We start from the raw sequence: 19,835 nt of genomic DNA on the forward strand, positions 1-19,835 counted from the left end.
CTATGACCACCCCGGAAACCGCCCTGGTGCATGTGGTGGACGACGACGCCGGCATGCTGGAATCCACCCAGTGGCTGCTGGAATCCGTGGGCCTGCGGGTGCGTGGCTACGCCGATGGTCGCCAGTTCCTCAATACCGTCGACCCGGCTGCCGGTGGCTGCGTGATTCTCGATGTGCGGATGCCGGGCCTGGGCGGCCTCAATGTGCAGGAAGAAATGGACAAGCGGGGGCTGACTCTGCCGGTGATCTTCGTCTCCGGCCACGCCGATGTGCCGATTGTGGTTCGCGCCTTCAAGTCCGGCGCGTTCGACTTCATCGAGAAGCCGTTCAACGAACAGTTGCTGCTCGACAGCGTGCAGCAGGCCCTGGAGCAGCAGCGGGAACCGGTCGCCCAGCAACGCACCAGCGGTGCCGGCCAGGCTGACACCGAGGCCCGTCTGGCCAGCCTGACACCGAGGGAACGGGATGTGTTCCTGCCCCTGGCCCAGGGCTACACCAGCCGGGAAATCGCCGAGCAGCTGGACGTCAGCGTCAAAACCATCGATCTCTACCGCGCCCGGGTAATGAAGCGACTGGGCGCCGAGCGGCTGCCCGACGTCACCGGTCTGGCAATTGCCGCCGGCCTGCTGGATCCGCTGGCGCTGCGGCCACCGTCGTCAGACTGACCGGCGAGGACTGTTATCAGGGCGCCTCCCGGGCCAACTGTGTCGCCCGCTCCCCGAGGCGCAGGATCGCGCCGGCCACGGTGTCACTCCAGGGATTGGCCCCGTTCAGGCGCAGGCAGTTCTCGTATTTGTCACTGGTGGAGAACATCGGCCCCGGGGCAATGTTGATGCCTTCATCCCAGGCCTGGTGATACAGCTGGGTTGCCGACACCCCCGCCGGCATCTGTACCCACAGCACAAAGCCGCCCTGGGGATCACTCACCGCCGTCCCCTCCGGGAACGCCTCCGCCACTGCCGCCCGCATCCGCACCAGCGCTTCCTTGTAGCGGGGCCGCACCGTCCTCAGGTAGCGATCGTAACTGCCCTGCTCCAGCATGCGGGCCACCGCCAACTGGGGAATCGTGGCCGTCGCCAGATTGCTGAAATACTTCTGCTGACGGGCCTGGGGCAGGAAGCGGCCGGGAATCATCCAGCCCAGCCGCAGGCCCGGGGAAATGGTCTTGGAGAAAGAGCTGCAATAGATGACCTGCCCGGTGCGGTCAAAGGCCTTGGCCGGACGTGGCCGCTCGCCTTCGAACTGCAGGTCTCCGTAGATGTCATCCTCAATCAGCGGCACACCGGCGTCCGCGAGCATCGTCACCAGCGCCTGCTTGCGCTGATCGCTCATCCGCGCGCCCATGGGATTACTGTGGTTGGTGACCGTCAGGCAGGCCTTCACCGGCCACTGCTCCAGCGCCAGTTGCAGCCCTTCCAGACTCATGCCATCGGTGGGATGGCAGGGGATCTCCAGCACCTGCAGCCCGACCACTTCCAGCGCCTGAAGGATGCCGGGGTAGGACGGCGATTCCACCGCCACAATGTCACCGGGCTCGGTAACCGCCCGCAGGGCGAAGATGATGGCTTCCTGGGCGCCGTTGGTGGCAATGATGTCGTCCGGAGCCACCAGACAGCCCAGAGCGGTCATTCGCTGGGCAATCTGGCGCCGGTACACGGTCTTGCCGGGGTAGGCATAGTCCAGCGCCTCCAGACCGTGGCGGGCGGCCCACAGGGTAGCCTGCTGAATCTGCCGCACCGGCAGAAAATCGGGGTGGGGAACCGCCCGGGCCAGCGGTATCAACGACTTGTGGGCATCGGAGCACAGATCCAGCGCCATGTCCCGGGCGGATGCCGGCACCGGGCGGGCACGGCCCTGGCTCATGGTCAGCTCCGCCAGCAGCCGCTGCGGTCGCCGCACGAAGTAACCACTACGCTCGCGGGGTTCCAGGAAGCCACGGCCTTCCAGAGTCTGGTGAGCCTGCAGGATGGTGGAAATACTCACCCCGAACTGACGGCTGAGCACCCGCACGCCGGGCAGGCGATCCCCGTCCCGGTAGACGCCATCCTGAATCAGGGCCTGAAGCTGGTCGGCAACACGATTGTATAAAGATCCCATGGTCCTATCCTGCCAGACGACAACATGGAGCCAGCAGTACAGTTGCCGGCCATCTATACCGGTACAGTAGCACCATATCGCAATCTGTACCGGTTCATTTGCCAGGCGGCTGACTCTGTGCCGGCCCGTGGCCGAGCGTCACAATGGTTATCCATCCCCGGATGAGGACCAAAATCATGACCTCCTACCCACCACCGGCACTGCCGACCGCTGCCATCGCTGGCGCTGCCAGCCGCAAGGATCTGTTGGGCCTGTACCGCACAGCCCCGGCGATCACAGCCCAGGCCGGACAACACCACAGCGTTGACAGCGGCCTGGCGAAGCTCCATAAACTGGGGTTCCAGGTACGGCAATCCTCGCCCGGACACTGGCTCGTCAGCCCGGCCGGGCAGTCAACCGCCATCCACCTGTACGGTTCTGCCGAACTGTGCCGGTTTACCCAGGGCCCGGCTCAGCGCTACGCCCGAAAAACACCACACGATTCACAAGCACCAGAGCACGACAAGGAACCCACATGACCACGCTTCCTATCTATCAGGTTGATGCCTTTACCAATCGCGTTTTCGGCGGCAACCCCGCCGCCGTGATGCCCCTCGAACGCTGGCTACCGGATCAGCAACTGCAGCAACTGGCGCTGGAGAACAACCTGTCGGAAACCGCTTTCATCGTGCCCGAGCCGGCTGACAGTGAACTGGACTACCACATCCGCTGGTTTACCCCCGGCGCCGAAGTCGCGCTGTGCGGCCACGCCACCCTGGCGACCGCCTGGGTGCTGTTCAACCGGCTGGGGTTTGATGGCGAACGGGTCAGCTTTCGCTCCCTGAGCGGCCCGCTCCACGTCGCCCGCAAGGACGATGGCTGGCTGACCCTCGACTTCCCGCGCCTGGGCTACGACGCCGGCCCTACGCCAGCGCTGCTCAAACAGGCACTGCCGGAAGCCGGCGACACCACCTATTTCGTGTCCAACGACCGCAACCAGATGGTGATCCTGGACAGCGAGGAAGCGGTACTGAACGCCCAGCCGGACATGCGTCTGCTCAAGCAACTGGACCGCCAGGGGGTGATCGTCACCGCCCGGGGCAACAACAGCGACTTTGTCAGCCGCTACTTTGTGCCCGCCGTGGGCATTGATGAGGACCCGGTCACCGGCTCCATCCACTGTGCGCTGACCCCATACTGGGCCGAACAGCTGGGCCGGGAGAAACTGACGGCCCATCAACTGTCAGCCCGCGGCGGGGTGCTGGAATGCGAACTGAAGGGTGATCGGGTGGAAGTGTCCGGTCAGGCCGCCTTCTACATGGAAGGCCAGGTTCAGCTACCGGATTGAGAGGCGTTCTCCTGAACCTCGGCATCGGCGGCCACCACCTGGTTGCGGCCGCTGTGTTTGGCCTGGTAGAGGCGTTTGTCCGCCAGACTCAGCAGCCGGTCAAACAGCTCTCCCCCGGCTGGCAGTGATACCCCGGGCTGCCAGGTGGCGCAGCCGATGCTGACCGACACCTGGCCCAGGGGGGAACCCTCGTGGGGCAACCGGGCATCCAGCAACGACTGCCGCAGCCGCTCGGCCAGATCCCGGGCGCTGTCGGCGTCCTGCCCCGGCAACAGCATGGCAAATTCCTCACCGCCCAGCCGGACGGCCAGGTCGCCGGCACGGCGGCAATGATCCTTCATGATGGTCGCCAGCTGAACCAGGCACTCATCACCGCGGGCATGGCCATAGCGGTCGTTGTAGGCCTTGAAGTAGTCCACGTCGATCATGATCAGTGAGATTGGCAGGCCGCTGCGACGGGCCCGTCGCTCCTCAATGCCCTTGGCCTCATCGAAGTAGCGCCGGTTGGCCAGGCCAGTGAGGTGGTCGGTGCGGGACAGCAGGAACAGTTCCCGGCGATTGTCCTCCAGCTCCCGGGTGCGCTCCTCGACCCGCTGCTCCAGCTGGTCCCGTTCCCGCGCCAGTTCTGCCGTTACCTTGTCACGCTCCGAGCTGTAGCGGGCAATGGCCTCCCGCAGCGTCTCGAAGCCCTCCAGCACCAGATCGATTTCGTCCCGCCACTGCCGTTCCGGCCGCCGGATCACCAGTGGCGGGTTGTCCCGATCCGGCGACAGCTGCTGGCTGTATTCGGCAATCTGCCGCAACGGCCGGTTGAGCCGGAACACCATGACCCGGTAGACCACCGCACACACCACCAGGATGAAGGCCACAAACTTGGCGGTTGCCATCACCACAGACATCAGGATGTTGTGCTGCAATTGCTGACGGTCGTAGCTCAGGGCCAGCTCCCCCAGGGTCGCGCCCTCGGTCCGGGGGTGGGGAATCGGCACCACCAGATCCGGCACCATCGCCACCACGTCCTCGCCGGCCGACACGGTTTGCCCGGTCAGGGTGGACAGTACCACGGTACGGATCTCCGGATGGCGGGCAATCATATCAATCTGCCGCGCCAGCACCTTCGGCTCAATATCCCAGATCGCCACGGTCAGCAGCGGCACATGGCTGTTGGTCACCGTGGTCACCAGCTGATGCACCCTCGCCACCTCGGTGCGATACTGCAGCCAGGTCTGGGTTGCCGCCACCAGCAGGACGGAGATCGCCGCAATGGTACTCACCCGACGCAGGATGTCCCGGGTGATGGAGCGGAACGGCCGCACTGCAGGCAACAGGCTCATGGTTCAAGCAGCTCTTTGAAGTCGAAAGAATAACCATCCCGCTGCTGGTTCAGGTGGCGGCTATAGCGGGTGAAGTCGATGTCCGGCACCGGCTCGCCAAAACGGTCCAGATAACGCCGGGCCAGCTCCGGGGTGAACAGCGTGAACATTGGTCGTTGCATTTCCACACCCTCGGTGGCGGCAAAATCCAAACCGTGGTGATAATCATAAAGCAGTACCAGCGACCAGCCCCCCGCCATAAAGTGGCCACCGGCCAACGCCGTCAGCTCTCCCCGGATACGCCGGTGCATCGCCTCCTCGGAGGTATTGATGGCCGAGAACAGCACATCCACACCGGGGGTTCGCCCCCGCTCCCGCAGCGCTTCCATGGCGCCAAAGGCGATGAGGTCATTGCCGGCCCACAGCAACGTCGCCTGCGGGTAGCGCTCGAACAGCAGAGAAGCCTTGAGTTTGCCCAGATCCCGGCGCCAGTCGGCATGGACGATCTGGTCCAGCACCAGATCGGGGTTGGCATCCACCACCGCCTGCATCGCCCAGTTGCGGCGGATGGAGCTGTCGGTGGAGCGATCACCGGAGATCGCCAGCATGTGAATCTTGCCGTCGCTGCCATAGAGGCCCCGGCGCCGGGCCTCCTCCAGCAAGGCTTCGGTGGTCAGCCGGCCGGCGGTTTCCGCTACCGGAATCAGCGATCCCAGCAGTTCACTGAAATGCTCCCGGGGCGCGCCATGGCGAGCCCGCTCTTCCGGGCGCAGGCCGTTGTAGGCAAGGAATACCGGCACACCGGCCGACTCGGCAATCCGCATCTGTTCGGCGAACGAGCCTTTCTCCACCGAGAACAGCAGATAATCCGGACGCCGTTCTTCGGGACGGCCCGCCACTTCCCGGGTCAGTTCAATCTGTCGCAGCGGATCACGGCCGGCGTACACCACCTCAAGCTCGACCCCCAGACTCCGGGCAGCCGCACGCATACCGTTGGCGGCGTCGTTCCAGTAGGGCTCCAGGCGGGTACCGGGATTAATGAAGGTGACCGAAAATGCCCAGGCGCTGAGAGGCAGCCACAGCAGCAGGGCGGTCAATAGAATTCGAAACACGTTTCACCTTGAACAGGTTGGAGGGCCAACTAAGCCGGCCACATTCTAACCAATCCGGAGTTTCCGAACCATGTAAAACCGGCCATGGGTCGTTATACTTCCGTGCCAATTGACTCGGCAAGGCTGTTATGAGCGTACCCACATCCCTACCCCGGAACCGTCACGTCGATGTAATCATTATAGGCGCTGGCGCCGCAGGTTTGATGTGCGCCGCCACGGCCGGATACCGGGGCCGACGGGTACTGGTGCTGGACCACGCCAACAAGGCGGGCAAGAAGATCCTGATGTCCGGTGGCGGGCGCTGCAACTTCACCAACCTCAACAGCACCCCGGCCAACTTCCTGTCAGACAACCCCCATTACTGCATCTCCGCCCTCAAGCGCTACACCCCGCAGCACTTTCTGGAGCTGGTGGAACGTCACGGTATCGAGCATGTGGAGAAGGCCGCCGGCCAACTGTTCTGCCAGGACAGCAGCAAGGACATCGTCAACCTGCTGTTGACGGAATGTGACTGGGCCGGCGCTGACATACGGCTGAACACGGATATCAAGACCATTGAGGCGATGGCCGACGGCTACCAGCTCACCACCAGCGCCGGCGCCTTTCGCTGCGACTCCCTGGTGGTGGCCTGCGGCGGGCTGTCAATTCCCACCCTGGGCGCCAGCGGCTTCGGCTACGACATCGCCCGACAATTCGGTCTGGAGGTGCTGCCCACCCGTGCCGGGCTGGTACCATTCACCCTGCAGCCAGACCTCAAAGAACAGCTGGCTCCGCTGTCCGGCGTCAGCTGCCCGGTGGAAGTCAGTTGCAATGGCATGAGCTTCCGCGAGCCCATGCTGGTCACCCACCGCGGCCTGAGCGGGCCGGCGATGCTGCAGATCTCCAGCTTCTGGCAACCAGGCGACGCCCTGGCCATCAATCTGCTGCCCGGCGAAGCCGTCCAGCAGACACTGCTCAGCCTGCGCAAACAGCAGCCCCAGAGCACCATGGCCAAATACCTCAACCAACACCTGCCCAAGCGCTTTGCCCAGGCCTTCAACGACCTGAATCACTGGCAGGGACCGTTACAGGCCTACAAGAACAGCGACCTGAAAGGCGTCGCCAACACCCTCCAGCGCTGGCCCATCAAACCCGCCGGCACCGAAGGCTACCGCACCGCCGAAGTCACTCTCGGCGGTGTCGACACCCGCCAGCTTTCTTCCAAGACCATGGCCGCAAACGACCACCCCAACCTCTATTTCATCGGCGAAGTGGTGGATGTGACCGGTCATCTCGGCGGGCATAACTTCCAGTGGGCCTGGGCGTCCGGGGTGGCGGCGGGTAATGAGATTTGAATCTTGGGAGCCTCTGATTAACTCTGGATCACCTCTTTGAGATTAATCAGACATGAGCTTGTGGCGGCTTGATTAACGACTCGGCCGGAATGCCCAAGCCCTCGTGCAGCTTCCAGATCATTTTCAAGGTCAACGAGCGCTTGTGATTCAAAATCTCGTACACATGGTTGCTTTTTCCGATCATCGGTTCCAGATCTTTGACGGTCAGGCCTTTACGCTCCATTTCAAACTTGATGGCCTCGACAGGGTCAGGCAGATCCATCGGGAAGTGCTTGGCCTCATACGCCTCGATCAGGGTCACCATGACGTCCAGCATTTCGCCTTCTGGTGTATCGGGTGCGGCCATCATCAGGCTCTCAACGGCTTTTAATGCCGCACGGTAGTCGGCATCGGTCTTAATCGGCTTAATGTCCATCGCGAATCCTCCGACAACTTGCCCATTCCAGGGTCGCAGAAAGGTTAAAGTTGAGGGCCCGGGCTTTTTGCAGAAGATCACTGTTAATGGAGAGGTTCGCCGCTTTCTTGGGAGCGGCTGCGTCGCACAGCTCATCCATCGGAGCCTCCGGTCAGCGACTTGAAAGACCTCTTCAGTTTATGCGCGGGCCTATGGGCACACAAGAACAGCAAAGGCTTGTATGAAGCGGTCATCGAGTGGATGGATGCCGCGGCTATCGGGGACCTGTTCTTCTTTCGCCGGTAACATCCGCATCACATCACGCCTCCTGAACAGCTCAGCTAAACACGCCCTTAAGACCCGGCTCGCTAAACTGAGACCTTCGCCAAACGGAGAAGGAGCGAGCCAAGCCGTGGACATTCACATTCAGCAGGGCTGGTCGCCGGAGCAGGCTGACCTTGTCGCCGGTCTTTATGACGAGGCCTTTGGCGCCAAGTTTGAGCGCGCGATTCCCGACAAAGCGAAGCGTCTGGTGCTGCTTGCCAGGAGCTTTGAGCCGGACTTTTCCTTCGTCGCGCTCCAGGGCGACCGGATCGTTGGGCTGGCGGGGTTTCAGGAGTCGGCCGGTTCACTGACGGGCGGACTGAGCGCCAGCCAGTTGATTGACACACTGGGCGTGATACGGGGGCTGTGGGCCTGCTGCGTCTTCGCGTTGTTCGAGCGCCAGCCGGAGCCGGGGGAGCTGGTCATGGACGGGATTGCCGTCGACCGCAGCGTCAGGGGCCAGGGTATCGGCTCAGCTTTGCTGGATCGGATTATTGGCTATGCCGCTGACAACGGCTTCCGTTCGGTGCGGCTGGATGTCATCGACAGCAACCCCAGGGCGAGGAAGCTGTACGAGTCGAAAGGGTTTGTTGCCACGAGAAGCGAGCGCTTTCCGTATCTGGCGTGGCTGATCGGTTTCTCCGGTGCCACAACCATGGTGCTGGATGTTCAGGCGCCCAGCTCGCGGAACATCTGAACCAGGTGCCGATTGGCTCCGGAGAGTTGCTCCGGGGCCAATCGATGCTCACGCTTCAGGCAGCAATGGCCTGGCGGCGACGACGGAGCGCACCCAGACCGAACAGTCCCAGCCCAAGCAGGGCAACAGCGGAAGGCTCGGCGACGGCGTATTCTTCATAGTCGTAGGTGACGGTTACCGAACCCTGCCACCAGTTTTTCTTGTTGTAGGCATACACCCAGGTATCGTGATCCGAGGTATCAGCTTCGGCCTTCAATACGTTCTTGATGTCGAAGGTCAGCACGGTATCCAGGAAGTCGGCCAACGACAGGCTGGACAGATCCAGCAGGCCATCGAAGGAGCCGGTCTTCTGGTTGCTGTCTGAGCAGCTGGCGCCCCACCACCCCTTACCACTGCAGGACGCGGATTCCTGCGTCATTGACGCGGATACCGGCGCATTGGGGTTGATCATATCGATGTAGAAGTAGCTCTCAGCCTTGGCATAGCCATTGGTGTACTCGTGGGACAACCAGGAGTTGTGGTTGTCCTGGGCCGCGACCTTGGACTTTAACGACCAGTCGCTTTCGAACTCGATCGAAACTCCGGTCAGCATGCCCATGGAGCTGTCGAAGCCATTCAGGGCCAGACCCTGATTGCGAGTCCGAACCTCCATCGGATCGTTATTGATACCTTCCTTGTCATAAAATTCCAGGCTTCCGAACCCAAAACTGGATGTGTCCGAGATGGACAGGGCGCTGGCAGCGCCAGAAAAGGACATCAATGCAATGGCAGCTGCCATTCCGGTAAGAGCTTGGGACTTCTTCATGACCACGACCTCTGCGTGTGTGGGTTCGCTTCGAGCTAAGCAATCCCTTTACCGATCTCCCAAAATACCCTAACTTTCATCATATTATCGTGGCCTTTCTGAATCGCTTCCGGCACGACATGTAAAGCATCCCGACAGGGCGCCTCTGGGCGTAAAAATACCTGACAACTCCAGCAGTGTTTAGGGCGCCAGGCCCCGTCCCAGGCGCAACAGGACCAACCATGGACGATGTAACCCAGCAGTTTCTGAGCAACAACCAGACCACCGTCGATCTCACCATCGCCCTGCTGCTGGGCGCCCTGATCGGTCTCCAGCGCGGCTGGAAGGCGCGGGACCGCAAGTCCGGCGAGCGCATTGCAGGCATCCGTACCTATGCCCTGATTGGCCTGCTGGGTGGTATCGCGGCGTTGCTGGCAAAGGAACTGACGGTGTGGGCCTGGCCGGCCATCCTGTTGAGTATGGTGGCGGTCACCCTGGTGTCCTACCGTCGACGCCTGGAAGAAACCCGCAACTTCAGCATCACCGGCATCGTCGGCCTGGTGTTAACCTTCTGCTTCGGTTCGGTGGCGGTCGCCATTGATCCGGTGCCAGCGGCAACAGCAGCGGTGGCCACGGCGATCCTGCTCGACAACAAGACCGAGATCCACGCGCTGATCCGCAAACTGCGGGCACGGGAACTGGACGCCGGGCTGAAGCTGCTGCTGATCACCGTGGTGATGCTGCCGCTGCTGCCAAACCAGCCGATGGGACCGGGCGACCTGCTGAATCCCTACGAGATCTGGTGGATGGTGGTGCTGATCGCCTCGGTATCGTTCGTCGGCTATTTCGCCATCCGCATGGCGGGCGCGGCCAAGGGCATCCTGTTCACCAGCCTGTTTGCCGGCCTGAGCTCCTCCACGGCCCTGACCTTGCATTTTGCCCGCCAGTCCCGCCAGGCCCCGGAGCTGAGCCCGCAGTTCGCCTCCGGCATTCTGATTGCCTGCGGCACCATGTTTCCCCGCATCCTGATCTACTGCCTGCTGATCAACCGGGAACTGTTGCCGGCACTGGTGACACCGGTGATCGCCATGACCCTGTCGCTCTACCTGCCAGCGCTGGTAATCTGGCACATGAACCGTGGCTCGCTGGCGGTGGAACAGCCCCGTCTCAACCAGAACCCGCTGGACCTGAAGACCGCACTGGCCTTTGGTGTATTGCTGACGCTGATCCTGCTGGTGGGGGAAGCCCTCAAGGGCTGGTTTGGCAATACCGGGATCTATTTCCTGGCCGCCACCTCGGCGGTGGCGGACGTGGACGCCATCACCCTGTCCCTGACCCGTATGTCCCAGGGGTCCATCACCCTGGAAACCGCAGTCCTGGGCATCATCATCGCGTCCGCCGTCAACAACCTGGTCAAGACCGGCCTGGCTGGCGGCATCGGCACCCGCGCCCTGGGGCTGCGGGTGGCGGTGCCGATGCTGCTGTCCATGGTCGCCGGTCTGACCGCCATCTGGCTGGGGTGAAGGATCGCGCCGTCACCCTGCCGGCTCAGGGCTGGCAATCACCAGTCATCCGGTTGATCCAGGCGGCCACCAGGGCGACCCCTTCTCCGTGGCTGAGGGCGCGACCGATCTCTGGCATGCGGTCCCCGGGCTCGGTGGACACCATGCGGGCGTGAAGGATGGACTGCTCCGCGTCCCCGGGCACCACATCCCAACTCCGGCTACCACCACCGTAGGCCACGGGGCGCTTGCACACCCCGTGTTTGCTGGGCTCCGTCGCCAGGCTACGCCAGTATTCCAGATGCAGGCCGGTGTTGCTGGCGCCACCTTCCGGGCGATGGCAGTGGGCGCAGTTGATGTCCAGGTAGCCCTTAGCGAGCGCCTCCAGTTGCTGGTCGGATTGCTGCGCCAGGCCCTGTTCATCGCCGTCCCGATAGGTCGGCACCGCCGCCACGGCCCCCAGGTCTGTCGGTAGCCCGGAGAGCACGCCCCGTTGCTGCCAATAAATCAGCTGGTTGACGTCTGCATCGCCGTAATCCAGCGGTCCATTGAGGTTGCGCGCCTTGGGGCCGATGGGGGTGATGCGACTGGTGTCACCGGCACTGAACTGGTGGCATTGCTTGCACTGGTTCTTGTCCGGTACCTGGTAATCGAAACTCATCTGCTGGCCATTGTGCACCAGTGTCGAAGGCACCGACGCTCCGGCAACCTGCAGGGTGGCATCGCCGCCCTCGGCGTCCCAAACGTACGGCAGCGCCACCCAGCCATTGGGGCGATGGATCAGCAACCGGGTCTCGATCAGGGTTTCATTGGCCAGCCCGCGAAACGCGGTGTCCGCCGGCAGCGCGAAGGTCTTGCTGATGACTGTTCCCACCGGGAACTCAAAAGCCTCCAGGGGCTGATAGTCCGCGTGCGTGCCCTCGGGCACGAAGACAAAACGGTACTTGCTGGCGTAGTCGGTGAACAGCGGAGTGTTCAGCTCAAAAGCCAGGCCACCACCGTTGGCGCCGGTAGTGGGGTCAGTGGCGTCGGCAAACAGCCGGTAGCTGCTCAGATACTGGCAGTCCGCGGTCTGCAGCGCCTCCTGGTTGATGGCGCCGGCAGACTCGCCGCAAACGCCGGCTTCCTTGGGGCCAGGTTCGGGATCGGCGCTGCTGCCCCCGCCGCCCCCGCAGGCCGTCAGCAACAACAGGATGCCCAGGCCCAGGCTGGTCTTAAAACGATGTGTCATGGTACCTCCCACTCAGGACTCCACCAGCAGCACGGCTGGCGGAGTCCTGATCCACAGTTAACGTCAAAGGCTGGTCGCGGTTACAGGTTGCAGGAGGCGGCACTGGGGTCGCCGGTCTCGGCGCTGCCACAGCCATAAGCCTGGCCAGCGATGGTGGCGGATGACGCCGGCAGCCGGCCGTGGGGCTGGTCGCAGGCCAGAATCTCGGCCTGGGCAGCTTCATACAGCAACTGCGGCGCAGGTACCGGGTTCTGGGGATCGGTGGTGTCGAAGGCATCAGGGTCGGTGGGATCGGTCAGGTAGATCTGGCCATGGCTGACACCGCCGTTGTCGCGGGCGCAGATGGCATCTTCTGCAGAAAACGGCGCGCCGGTGGTGGTGCTGTCCGCGCCGGCATTGGCCAGCAGCTCGCCGATGCCGTCGTAGAGAATCGCCGGTACCGTCACACCGCCGGCCTGGTAACCCAGGATGATGTCTTCAATCAGGTCGCCCCGGGGATTGGCGCCGGAGTTGCTGATCTGGTTGTCGTGGATGCTGACGTTGCGGGGCACTGGCTCCCAGCCGTCATCGATGATGTCGGTGTAGGTGGGGTTGGCGTAGTTCAGCTGCTCGTCTGCGATGAAGTAGCTGGCGATGGTGACCGACGTGGTGTCGTGGTCGGCAATGGTGTTGTGGTAAACCTCGACATCGCTGCTGGACAGCAGAATCACCCCGGTACCCGGCGGCACGATATGCACGCCCGCAGCAAAGTCGCTGGAGTTGGCGAAGTTGGTGGTATTGTTGGCGGTGATGTCGTTGTCGAACACCCGCACCGTGGAGCCGTAACGCTCGTTACCGATCGGCAGGTCAAAGACCAGGATACCGCCGGTATTGCCGGTGGCGACATTGTCGTAGACATCGGCGTTGACCGAGTTTTCGATCTCGATGCCGGCGACATTCTCCACCGCCGTGTTCCGGCGCACCACAATGTGGCTGGACTGGCCGACATAGACCCCGGCATCGGCGGAGCCCCGCACGTAGGAGTCCTCGATCAGGATGTTCTCGCACTCCACCGGGTACAGCCCGTAGGCACCGTTCTCCTCATTCAGCTCCCCTTCCCAGACCGTTGCCACTGATTTGATATGGATACCGTTGGTGTCCTTGAGTTTGATGGCGTTGTTCGCCGCCTCGTAGACCCCCAGGTTCTTGATGGTCACATCCACCCCATTCTGGATGAACAGCCCATCCCCGCCAGCGGACGCGGAGAAATCAAGAATCGTTTCATCCTTGCCGTAGCCGAGGATGGTGATGCCCTGTAGCGAACTGCCGTCGCCGTCCGGGTCACCATCGAAGGTCAGGGTATCGGCGAGCTCGAAGCGGCCTTCCGGGAACACGATCACATCCCCGGATTCGGCATTGATGAAAGCCTCCTTGGCGGCCTGGGTAAGATTCTCCGCCGGCAGCATGATCGCGCCCGCCGGGAAAGTCGGGCCATCGTTGCTGTCGGAACCGCCACCGCAGCCAGCCAGCAGGACACCGGTCAACAGACCAGTGGACATCAGGAACAGGGTTCTGGAATTGGGTTGTCTCATCGCGAGGGTTCTCCGTATTGTTGTTATTGACTTGTTGCTATCGATACCTTCACGGAAACCCTATGGCGCCCGCCGCCGGCTGGCGAGCACTACCGCCGTGCAGAATCCTCCGACGACTTTGCAGATCCTTGAATTGCTTTTGAATCAATCAGCTGGCAGGGCTGAAATCGTCCTTTGTGCAAATCCTGCAATCCCCGCAATTGCCACTTTTGCACAGTCAGACGTGGTGTTCGGCAACCCTGGCCAGCGAGGCCTGGCGGGTTGACGGGGAAGGCACAGCCGGCGATATCAGGCCGGCTTGCCGGTAGTCGGTGGGGGTCGTCGCCATGATCTCGCGAAACGCGCGATTGAACGAACTGAGGGTCCGGTAGCCGACATCCAGGGAAATGTTCAGCACCGGCAAATCGGGTTCTGCCAGCAGTCGCCGGGCCGCATCCGCCACCCGCAGCTGGTTGATGTAGTCATTGAAATTGCGATAGCCCAGGTGCTGGTTGATGGCCCGGCGCAGGCGGTATTCCGGCAGGCCGCTGGCGTCCGCGAGCTTGCGCAGGGTCAGCCGTTCGGTGCGATAGAACCCGCTGGCCATCAACTTGCCCAGCTGGTCGGCATCGGCACTGGCTTCATCGGCCCCGGGAGCGCTCAGTGGGCAACGCTGGCTCGCGGCCACAGTTGTTGCTGGCAGTGGTTCCGATGGAGGTATTGCGGGCTGCGGCTGCGGCTGTGGCTGTGGCTGTGGCTGCGCCAGGGCCAGCATGCCATCCCGGGCCTGGACCAGACACAGCAGGGTAATGAACGCCGCTGGCGCCGTCAGCAGACTGCGCAGGCTGTCGGTGTACAAGCCGGTGTTGAGGCAAACCGCGGCGACGGACACGGTGCTGCCGACCACCAGCAGGAAGCCGAGCCGGGCCCGACGCCGGGTTTCCACCAGGTCATCCCGCCAGTGGCTCACCACCTGCAACAGACCATGAGCCAGCAGGGCGTATTCGCAATACTGACCCAGCCGGAAACCGACAAACACCACCCAGGCCTCCGCCTGCCCGGTAGCCACCAGCGGTCGCGCCAGAGCCGGTGCCAGCACGCTGTAGCACGCCACCGCCGCCCACAATGGCCGCCAGCGCGGGCGGCGGGCGAAGATCAACAGGCACAGCCACCAGAACAGCGCCGGCAGCGCGGTTTGCAGGTCTGCCATCAGCCAGCGCCAGGACGGCGCCACCCGCGGTTCCAGCAGGAACGCCACGGACGTGACAATCAGCAGCAGGAACACCTGCCCCACAGGCAGGCGTCGATAATCCCTGACGGCAATGGCGAACAGCAACGCCAGACAGCCCAGGGCAAAACCAGTCATCAGGAGCACAATGGTCGCCTTATTCTTGTTCGATGCGTACTGTCTAAGATGAGTACTATCTAAAATGAGTACTGTCTGAGATACGTACTAGCTGAATAGTGGCCAACCGGTTTCGGGTCTGTCCATGTCGGCGGCAGGTCTTTGCCAGCAAAACGTGAACCAGTGCACGAGGCAGGATCGGTTGCGGCGCCCGGGATCAGCGCCCCGCCCGCCGCAGGGTCAGGTTGTAGCGGCAATCCCCGGTGACCGGATGGGTGCCCGGCTTCAGCGTCAGAACCCCGTGATAGCGCAACCGGGAAGGTCCGCCCCACACCACCACATCACCATGGTTCAGCGGCACCCGACGCGGCCGCTCGCTGCGTTTCAGGCCACCGAACTGGAACACCATCGGCAACCCCAGGGACACCGAGACAATGGGCTGACTCAGGTCCTGCTCATCCTTGTCCTGGTGCAGTCCCATTCGAGCCCCGGGCTGGTAGCGGTTGATCAGGCAGGCATCCGGGGAGAAATCCGCAAACCCGGCCAGGGCAGCGGCCTGTGTCGCCAATCGGGCAATCGCCACCGGCATGGCGGGCCAGGGCCGACCGGAAACCGGGTCCGTCGCCTGGTAGCGATAGCCGGCCCGATCGGTGACCCAGCCCAGTGCGCCGCAGTTGCTCATCTGCGCCGACATGGTCTGGCCGCCCGGGGTCACCATCCGCCGTAGCGGTGCCTGCGCAACCACCGAGTCGATCGCCGCCAACAACTGATCGGCAACCTCACAGGCATACGCCGGCAACACCACCGCACCGTCCACCAGCGGCAGCTGTTCAGGCCCGGAGCCTGGCTCTGCAAACAGATCCTCCTGCATTACCTCACCTGTCGTTGGGGGGCGTTTTGGCGATCCCGATGTCCCGTGCGGTTAATCCATCAAACCAGCGCATTGCCGTCTATGGTAAAGGGTACGGAGCCTCAGGGAACCTCTGATCAAGTTCAATCCATTGCCATCCTTTCTCCCCGGCGCCGAGAAGGAGCGTATCGTGCCGCTGCCCAATCGCCAGTCTGCCCAGATCTCCCTGGCTCTGCTGGTGGCCATCACCGTCACCCTGGCCATGCTGATCCTTACGCTGGTGCTAATCGCACAGAGCTACCGGGGCCTGGAGAACGCCAAGCTCGCCGCAGCCGAGGAGTCAGCGCAGCAGCTGGCAGTGAACATCAACGACCGCATTGAGGCCATCACCGCACCGTCGCGGCTTGCCCTGTCGCTGCTGGAGCACGACCCGCTGATGACCACCCCAGGGCTGCCCGCCCGCCTGCAGCGGCTGTCGGCGCTGGCCGCGGTACTGGAGCAGAATGACATCGTCAGCGCGGTGTTTGCCGGCTACGACAACGGCGAGTTCTTCCTGCTGCGCCAGGTCACCCGGCACACCCGCCCGTTGTTTCCCGACGCACCACCGCAGACCGCCTTTCTCCTCCAGGCCCGCAGCCGCGACGGTGGCAGCATCAACGGTAGTTGGCACTATTTTGACAGCAACCTGATCCAGCTTGCCGAGATCCCCCGGCCGGACTACCGCTACGACCCCCGCAACCGGAGCTGGTACCAACAGACCACCGAACCCGGACGCACCCGGTTGTCGCCACCCTATGTGTTTTTTACCACCCGGGACATCGGCCTCACCCTGTCGCGGCGGGTTGCGGAGGGCGTGATCGGTATCGATGTCACCGTCACCGCGCTCAGTCACCAGCTCGCCGGTTTTGAGCACACGCCGAGCACCCGCATTGGTATCGTCAATGCCGACCGCCAGGTGATCGCCTATTCCCGCCCCGAGGAACTCAAGGCGCCAGGCCCCTACCCCAACCAGATGCGCGAGCTGGACACCCTGACCGATGACACCCTGGCCCAGATCAGCCAGCTCGATCCGGCCCAGGGTATGGTGCCCTTCGACCATCAGGAACGTACCTGGTTCGGCCTGGCACTGCCGGTCGCCGGTCTCGACGACGGCCCCCTGCGCATCCTGCTGGCCATTCCGGCAGACGAACTGCTTGTGGAGGTGTGGGATTCCCTTGCCCACCAGACCCGCATTGCGGTGGCCATTTCCATGTTTCTGCTGGTGCTGGGCTGGTTCCTGGGACACCAGGTGGGCAAACCCCTGGCTCAGCTTGCCCAGCGGGTGAGCGCGCTGTCGCAGTTTCGTTTTGACACACCGGTGAGGGTGAACTCCCGTATTCTGGAAGCATCCCGGCTCAGCTCCGCGCTGGAAGGCATGGCCGGCACCATTCGCAGCTTCCAGAACATTGCCCTGACCCTGAACCGGGGCCGCAACCTGGAGGAATTGCTGGACGACGTGCTGGCCCAGATTCTTCATATCATCGGCCAGCAACAGGGCGCCATCTACCTGTACGCACCCCGTCAGCAGCGGCTCAACCTGGCGGTCAATGCCGGCATGCCGGTGCCTGCCGGGGTGCCGGATATTGATGTCGCCAGCGATGACAGCGACCTGGTCCGTCACCTGCGGCCGATGATGCCCGGCCACCCGCTGATCGCAGTGCTGCGCAATCGCCGCCAGGACCTGGTGGGGGTGCTGGTGATCGACATGGCCAACACCGATCCCGGCAAGCTCAGCGACGACCTGGTGATCTTTGTCGAGGAAATTGCCGGCTCTGCTGCGGTGGCCATCGAAACCCGCGAACTGATTGAAAGCCAGCAGGCGATGCTCGATGGCATTATCCGGCTGGTGGCCAACGCCATCGACGCCAAGTCTCCGTACACCAGCGGCCACTGCGAGCGGGTGCCACAGTTGGCCCAGCGACTGCTGGACGCGGCGGTGGCCAGCGACCAGCCACCATTCCGCGACTTCCAGATGAGCGAGGATGAGGCCTACGAGTTCAAGCTGGCGGCCTGGCTGCACGATTGCGGCAAGATCACCAGCCCGGAGTACGTGGTGGACAAGGCCACCAAGCTGGAGACCATCCACAACCGCATTCACGAGATCCGCACCCGCTTTGAGGTGCTGCACCGGGACGCCGAGATCCAGTGCCTTCGGCGTCAGCTGGCGGGCGTGTCCGCCACCGATGCCGAACGCCAGAGGGATCGGGAGCAGGCCCGGCTGCAGCAGGAATTCGCCCAGGTGGCCACCGCCAACATCGGCGGTGAAGCGATGTCCGATGAAGCCATTGCCCAGTTACAGCGTATAGCCGGCCGCACCTGGCAGCGGCATTTCAGCGACCGCCTGGGGTTGTCCCGGGACGAGATCGAGCGACTGCAGGGCCAGCAGGAATCCGCCCTGCCCGCCACCGAGACGTTACTGGCGGACAGGCCCGAACACCTGGAGCCCTGGGGCGAGCGCCTGCCACCGGTCACCCGGGACGATCCCCGCAACCGCTGGGGTTTTGATATGCCGCTGCCGGCCCATGCCTACAATCGGGGAGAGCTGCACAACCTCACTGTGCGCCGCGGCACCCTGACGCCGGAGGAGCGCTTCAAGATCAACGAACACATCGTCCAGACCATCTGCATGCTCGATGCCCTGCCGCTGCCCGACCGGCTTGCCAACGTGCCACGACTGGCCGGCACCCACCACGAGCGTCTCGACGGCGAAGGCTACCCCTGCCGGCTGGACGCCGCGGCCCTGGGCATCCCCGAGCGAATCATGGCGGTTGCAGATATATTCGAGGCCCTCACCGCGGCCGACCGCCCCTACAAGGATGGCAAGACCCTGACCGAATCTCTGTCGATCATGGTGAACATGGCGAACGAACGGCACATTGATGCCCAGGTGCTGGAGCTGTTCATAGAATCCGGGGTCTATCGCCAGTACGCCGAGGCCTGCCTGTCTCCGGGGCAAATCGATACGGTGGACGAAGCCGCCCTGGTGTCCCGTCTGGCCAAGTGAACGTCATGGCCGCGGCCCCCGGAGACTTTTGTCATCGAACGATTGCGGCTAATCTAGGGCAAATTTGCAGCACGCCAGAGCAAGACGCTGCTGGCTGATATCGTAGTCACCCTCCCAAGGATCACACCATGTTGTTCCCGATGATCATCGGTGGCCTGATCGGCTACCAGTTTGGACGATTCCCCGGTCTGCTGATCGGCGCCGTTGCCGGCGTTATCGTGGCCGGATTCCTGCGCAATCGGCTGCGGGCCACCCTGCAGTCGCGACTGCAGGATCTGCAGGCCTCCTTCATTGAACCGGTGTTTGCGGTGATGGGAGCGCTGTGCAAGGCCGATGGTGTGGTCACCCGGGACGAAATCCAGGTGGCGGAAGCGTTCTTTGACCGCTTTCGCCTCGCCGGCCAGCAACGCGAGGCGGCCAAGGCGGCTTTCAACCGGGGCAAGGCGGCGGATTTCGACCTGGACGCGGAGTTGAACCGCTTCCTGCAGGTGACCCGCGGCCAGCAGATGATGCTGCAGATGTTCCTGCAGGTGCAGGTCTCGGCGGTGGCTGCCGACGGTCAGGTCCACCCCGCCGAGCACGACATGCTGGTGAAGATCGCCCGCACCCTGGGGCTGCCGGAAAGCCAAGTGGAACAGCTGGAAGCGATGTTGCGGGGCGCCCATGCCGGACGGGCAGGCGGCGCGGGTGCCGCCAGCAGCGGCCAGCAGCTGGAGGATGCCTACAAGGTTCTGGGGGTGTCAGCCTCCGCCACCGACGCCGAGGTGAAGAAGGCCTACCGCAAACTGATGAGTGAGAACCATCCGGACAAGCTCGCCGGTCGTGGTCTGCCGGAAAGCATGCGGGACATGGCCGAGGAGAAGACCCGGGAAATCAGCCACGCCTACGACATTGTGACCGCTGCCCGCAAAGCGTCGGCCTGAGCCGCCCGC

At 63.3% G+C, this 19,835-nt stretch carries 18 protein-coding genes; 8 read left to right on the forward strand and 10 right to left on the reverse strand.

Annotation, left to right across the window (positions count from 1 at the left end):
* The first annotated feature begins 2 nt into the window (after nt 1-2).
* A complete protein-coding gene (locus tag J2887_RS15160) occupies nt 3-665 on the forward strand; it encodes a response regulator transcription factor (RefSeq protein WP_227171937.1) in 663 nt (220 codons plus the stop codon).
* Between the two features lie 16 nt (nt 666-681).
* Here the strand turns inward: J2887_RS15160 and J2887_RS15165 are convergent, their stop codons facing one another.
* Nucleotides 682-2,097 carry a PLP-dependent aminotransferase family protein gene (locus J2887_RS15165; protein WP_227171938.1) on the reverse strand — a complete coding sequence of 472 codons (1,416 nt, stop codon included), beginning with the start codon at nt 2,095-2,097 and terminating at the stop codon, nt 682-684.
* Between the two features lie 176 nt (nt 2,098-2,273).
* On the opposite strand from J2887_RS15165, the gene J2887_RS15170 reads away from it, so the two are divergent.
* Together J2887_RS15170 and J2887_RS15175 are read left to right on the forward strand one after the other, a co-directional pair.
* Nucleotides 2,274-2,615, forward strand: a complete 342-nt coding sequence (locus J2887_RS15170; protein WP_227171939.1) for a hypothetical protein — start codon at nt 2,274-2,276, stop codon at nt 2,613-2,615.
* Nucleotides 2,612-3,424 carry a PhzF family phenazine biosynthesis protein gene (locus J2887_RS15175; protein ID WP_227171940.1) on the forward strand — a complete coding sequence of 271 codons (813 nt, stop codon included), beginning with the start codon at nt 2,612-2,614 and terminating at the stop codon, nt 3,422-3,424. The genes J2887_RS15170 and J2887_RS15175 overlap by 4 nt, the downstream gene beginning before the upstream one ends.
* Here J2887_RS15175 and J2887_RS15180 read toward each other — a convergent pair.
* Together J2887_RS15180 and J2887_RS15185 are read right to left on the reverse strand one after the other, a co-directional pair.
* Complete coding sequence (locus J2887_RS15180) at nt 3,409-4,758, reverse strand: sensor domain-containing diguanylate cyclase (protein ID WP_227171941.1); 1,350 nt, start codon at nt 4,756-4,758, stop codon at nt 3,409-3,411. The genes J2887_RS15175 and J2887_RS15180 overlap by 16 nt on opposite strands.
* Nucleotides 4,755-5,849: an ABC transporter substrate-binding protein gene (locus J2887_RS15185; protein ID WP_227171942.1), complete on the reverse strand. Its 1,095-nt coding sequence runs from the start codon at nt 5,847-5,849 to the stop codon at nt 4,755-4,757. The genes J2887_RS15180 and J2887_RS15185 overlap by 4 nt, the downstream gene beginning before the upstream one ends.
* 128 nt (nt 5,850-5,977) lie before the next feature.
* On the opposite strand from J2887_RS15185, the gene J2887_RS15190 reads away from it, so the two are divergent.
* Nucleotides 5,978-7,183: an NAD(P)/FAD-dependent oxidoreductase gene (locus J2887_RS15190; RefSeq protein ID WP_227171943.1), complete on the forward strand. Its 1,206-nt coding sequence runs from the start codon at nt 5,978-5,980 to the stop codon at nt 7,181-7,183.
* 46 nt (nt 7,184-7,229) lie between these two features.
* On the opposite strand, the gene J2887_RS15195 is transcribed toward J2887_RS15190, so the two are convergent.
* Both J2887_RS15195 and J2887_RS15200 read right to left on the reverse strand, forming a co-directional pair.
* Nucleotides 7,230-7,598, reverse strand: coding sequence for a helix-turn-helix domain-containing protein (locus J2887_RS15195; protein WP_227171944.1), 369 nt, complete (start codon nt 7,596-7,598; stop codon nt 7,230-7,232).
* Nucleotides 7,588-7,737, reverse strand: coding sequence for a type II toxin-antitoxin system CcdA family antitoxin (locus J2887_RS15200; protein WP_416381870.1), 150 nt, complete (start codon nt 7,735-7,737; stop codon nt 7,588-7,590). Before J2887_RS15200 ends, J2887_RS15195 begins: the two co-directional genes overlap by 11 nt.
* A gap of 252 nt (nt 7,738-7,989) precedes the next feature.
* Between J2887_RS15200 and J2887_RS15205 the strand changes: the two genes are divergently transcribed.
* Nucleotides 7,990-8,598, forward strand: a complete 609-nt coding sequence (locus J2887_RS15205; protein ID WP_227171945.1) for a GNAT family N-acetyltransferase — start codon at nt 7,990-7,992, stop codon at nt 8,596-8,598.
* A gap of 55 nt (nt 8,599-8,653) precedes the next feature.
* On the opposite strand, the gene J2887_RS15210 is transcribed toward J2887_RS15205, so the two are convergent.
* The gene (locus tag J2887_RS15210; RefSeq protein WP_227171946.1) at nt 8,654-9,403 is read right to left on the reverse strand and encodes a choice-of-anchor E domain-containing protein; all 750 of its coding nucleotides are present in this window, start codon (nt 9,401-9,403) and stop codon (nt 8,654-8,656) included.
* 221 nt (nt 9,404-9,624) lie between these two features.
* On the opposite strand from J2887_RS15210, the gene J2887_RS15215 reads away from it, so the two are divergent.
* Complete coding sequence (locus J2887_RS15215) at nt 9,625-10,905, forward strand: MgtC/SapB family protein (RefSeq protein ID WP_227171947.1); 1,281 nt, start codon at nt 9,625-9,627, stop codon at nt 10,903-10,905.
* Between the two features lie 25 nt (nt 10,906-10,930).
* Here the strand turns inward: J2887_RS15215 and J2887_RS15220 are convergent, their stop codons facing one another.
* The 4 genes from J2887_RS15220 to alkB all read right to left on the reverse strand — a co-directional run bounded on the left by J2887_RS15220 (nt 10,931) and on the right by alkB (nt 15,881).
* Nucleotides 10,931-12,115, reverse strand: coding sequence for an SO2930 family diheme c-type cytochrome (locus J2887_RS15220; RefSeq protein WP_227171948.1), 1,185 nt, complete (start codon nt 12,113-12,115; stop codon nt 10,931-10,933).
* An 80-nt stretch (nt 12,116-12,195) separates the two neighbouring features.
* A complete protein-coding gene (locus J2887_RS15225; protein WP_227171949.1) occupies nt 12,196-13,686 on the reverse strand; it encodes a parallel beta-helix domain-containing protein in 1,491 nt (496 codons plus the stop codon).
* A gap of 217 nt (nt 13,687-13,903) precedes the next feature.
* The gene (locus J2887_RS15230) at nt 13,904-15,031 is read right to left on the reverse strand and encodes a helix-turn-helix transcriptional regulator (RefSeq protein WP_227176145.1); all 1,128 of its coding nucleotides are present in this window, start codon (nt 15,029-15,031) and stop codon (nt 13,904-13,906) included.
* Nucleotides 15,032-15,227: 196 nt separating this feature from the next.
* Nucleotides 15,228-15,881: a DNA oxidative demethylase AlkB gene (gene alkB, locus J2887_RS15235; RefSeq protein WP_227171950.1), complete on the reverse strand. Its 654-nt coding sequence runs from the start codon at nt 15,879-15,881 to the stop codon at nt 15,228-15,230.
* 169 nt (nt 15,882-16,050) lie between these two features.
* On the opposite strand from alkB, the gene J2887_RS15240 reads away from it, so the two are divergent.
* The gene (locus J2887_RS15240; protein WP_227171951.1) at nt 16,051-18,903 is read left to right on the forward strand and encodes an HD domain-containing phosphohydrolase; all 2,853 of its coding nucleotides are present in this window, start codon (nt 16,051-16,053) and stop codon (nt 18,901-18,903) included.
* A 128-nt stretch (nt 18,904-19,031) separates the two neighbouring features.
* On the forward strand, nt 19,032-19,826 hold the full coding sequence (gene djlA / locus J2887_RS15245; RefSeq protein WP_227171952.1) for a co-chaperone DjlA: 795 nt from the start codon (nt 19,032-19,034) through the stop codon (nt 19,824-19,826).
* Nucleotides 19,827-19,835: the final 9 nt, after the last annotated feature.

This window comes from Marinobacter sp. CA1, from assembly GCF_020546665.1.
Classification (GTDB): Bacteria; Pseudomonadota; Gammaproteobacteria; order Pseudomonadales; family Oleiphilaceae; genus Marinobacter; species Marinobacter xestospongiae.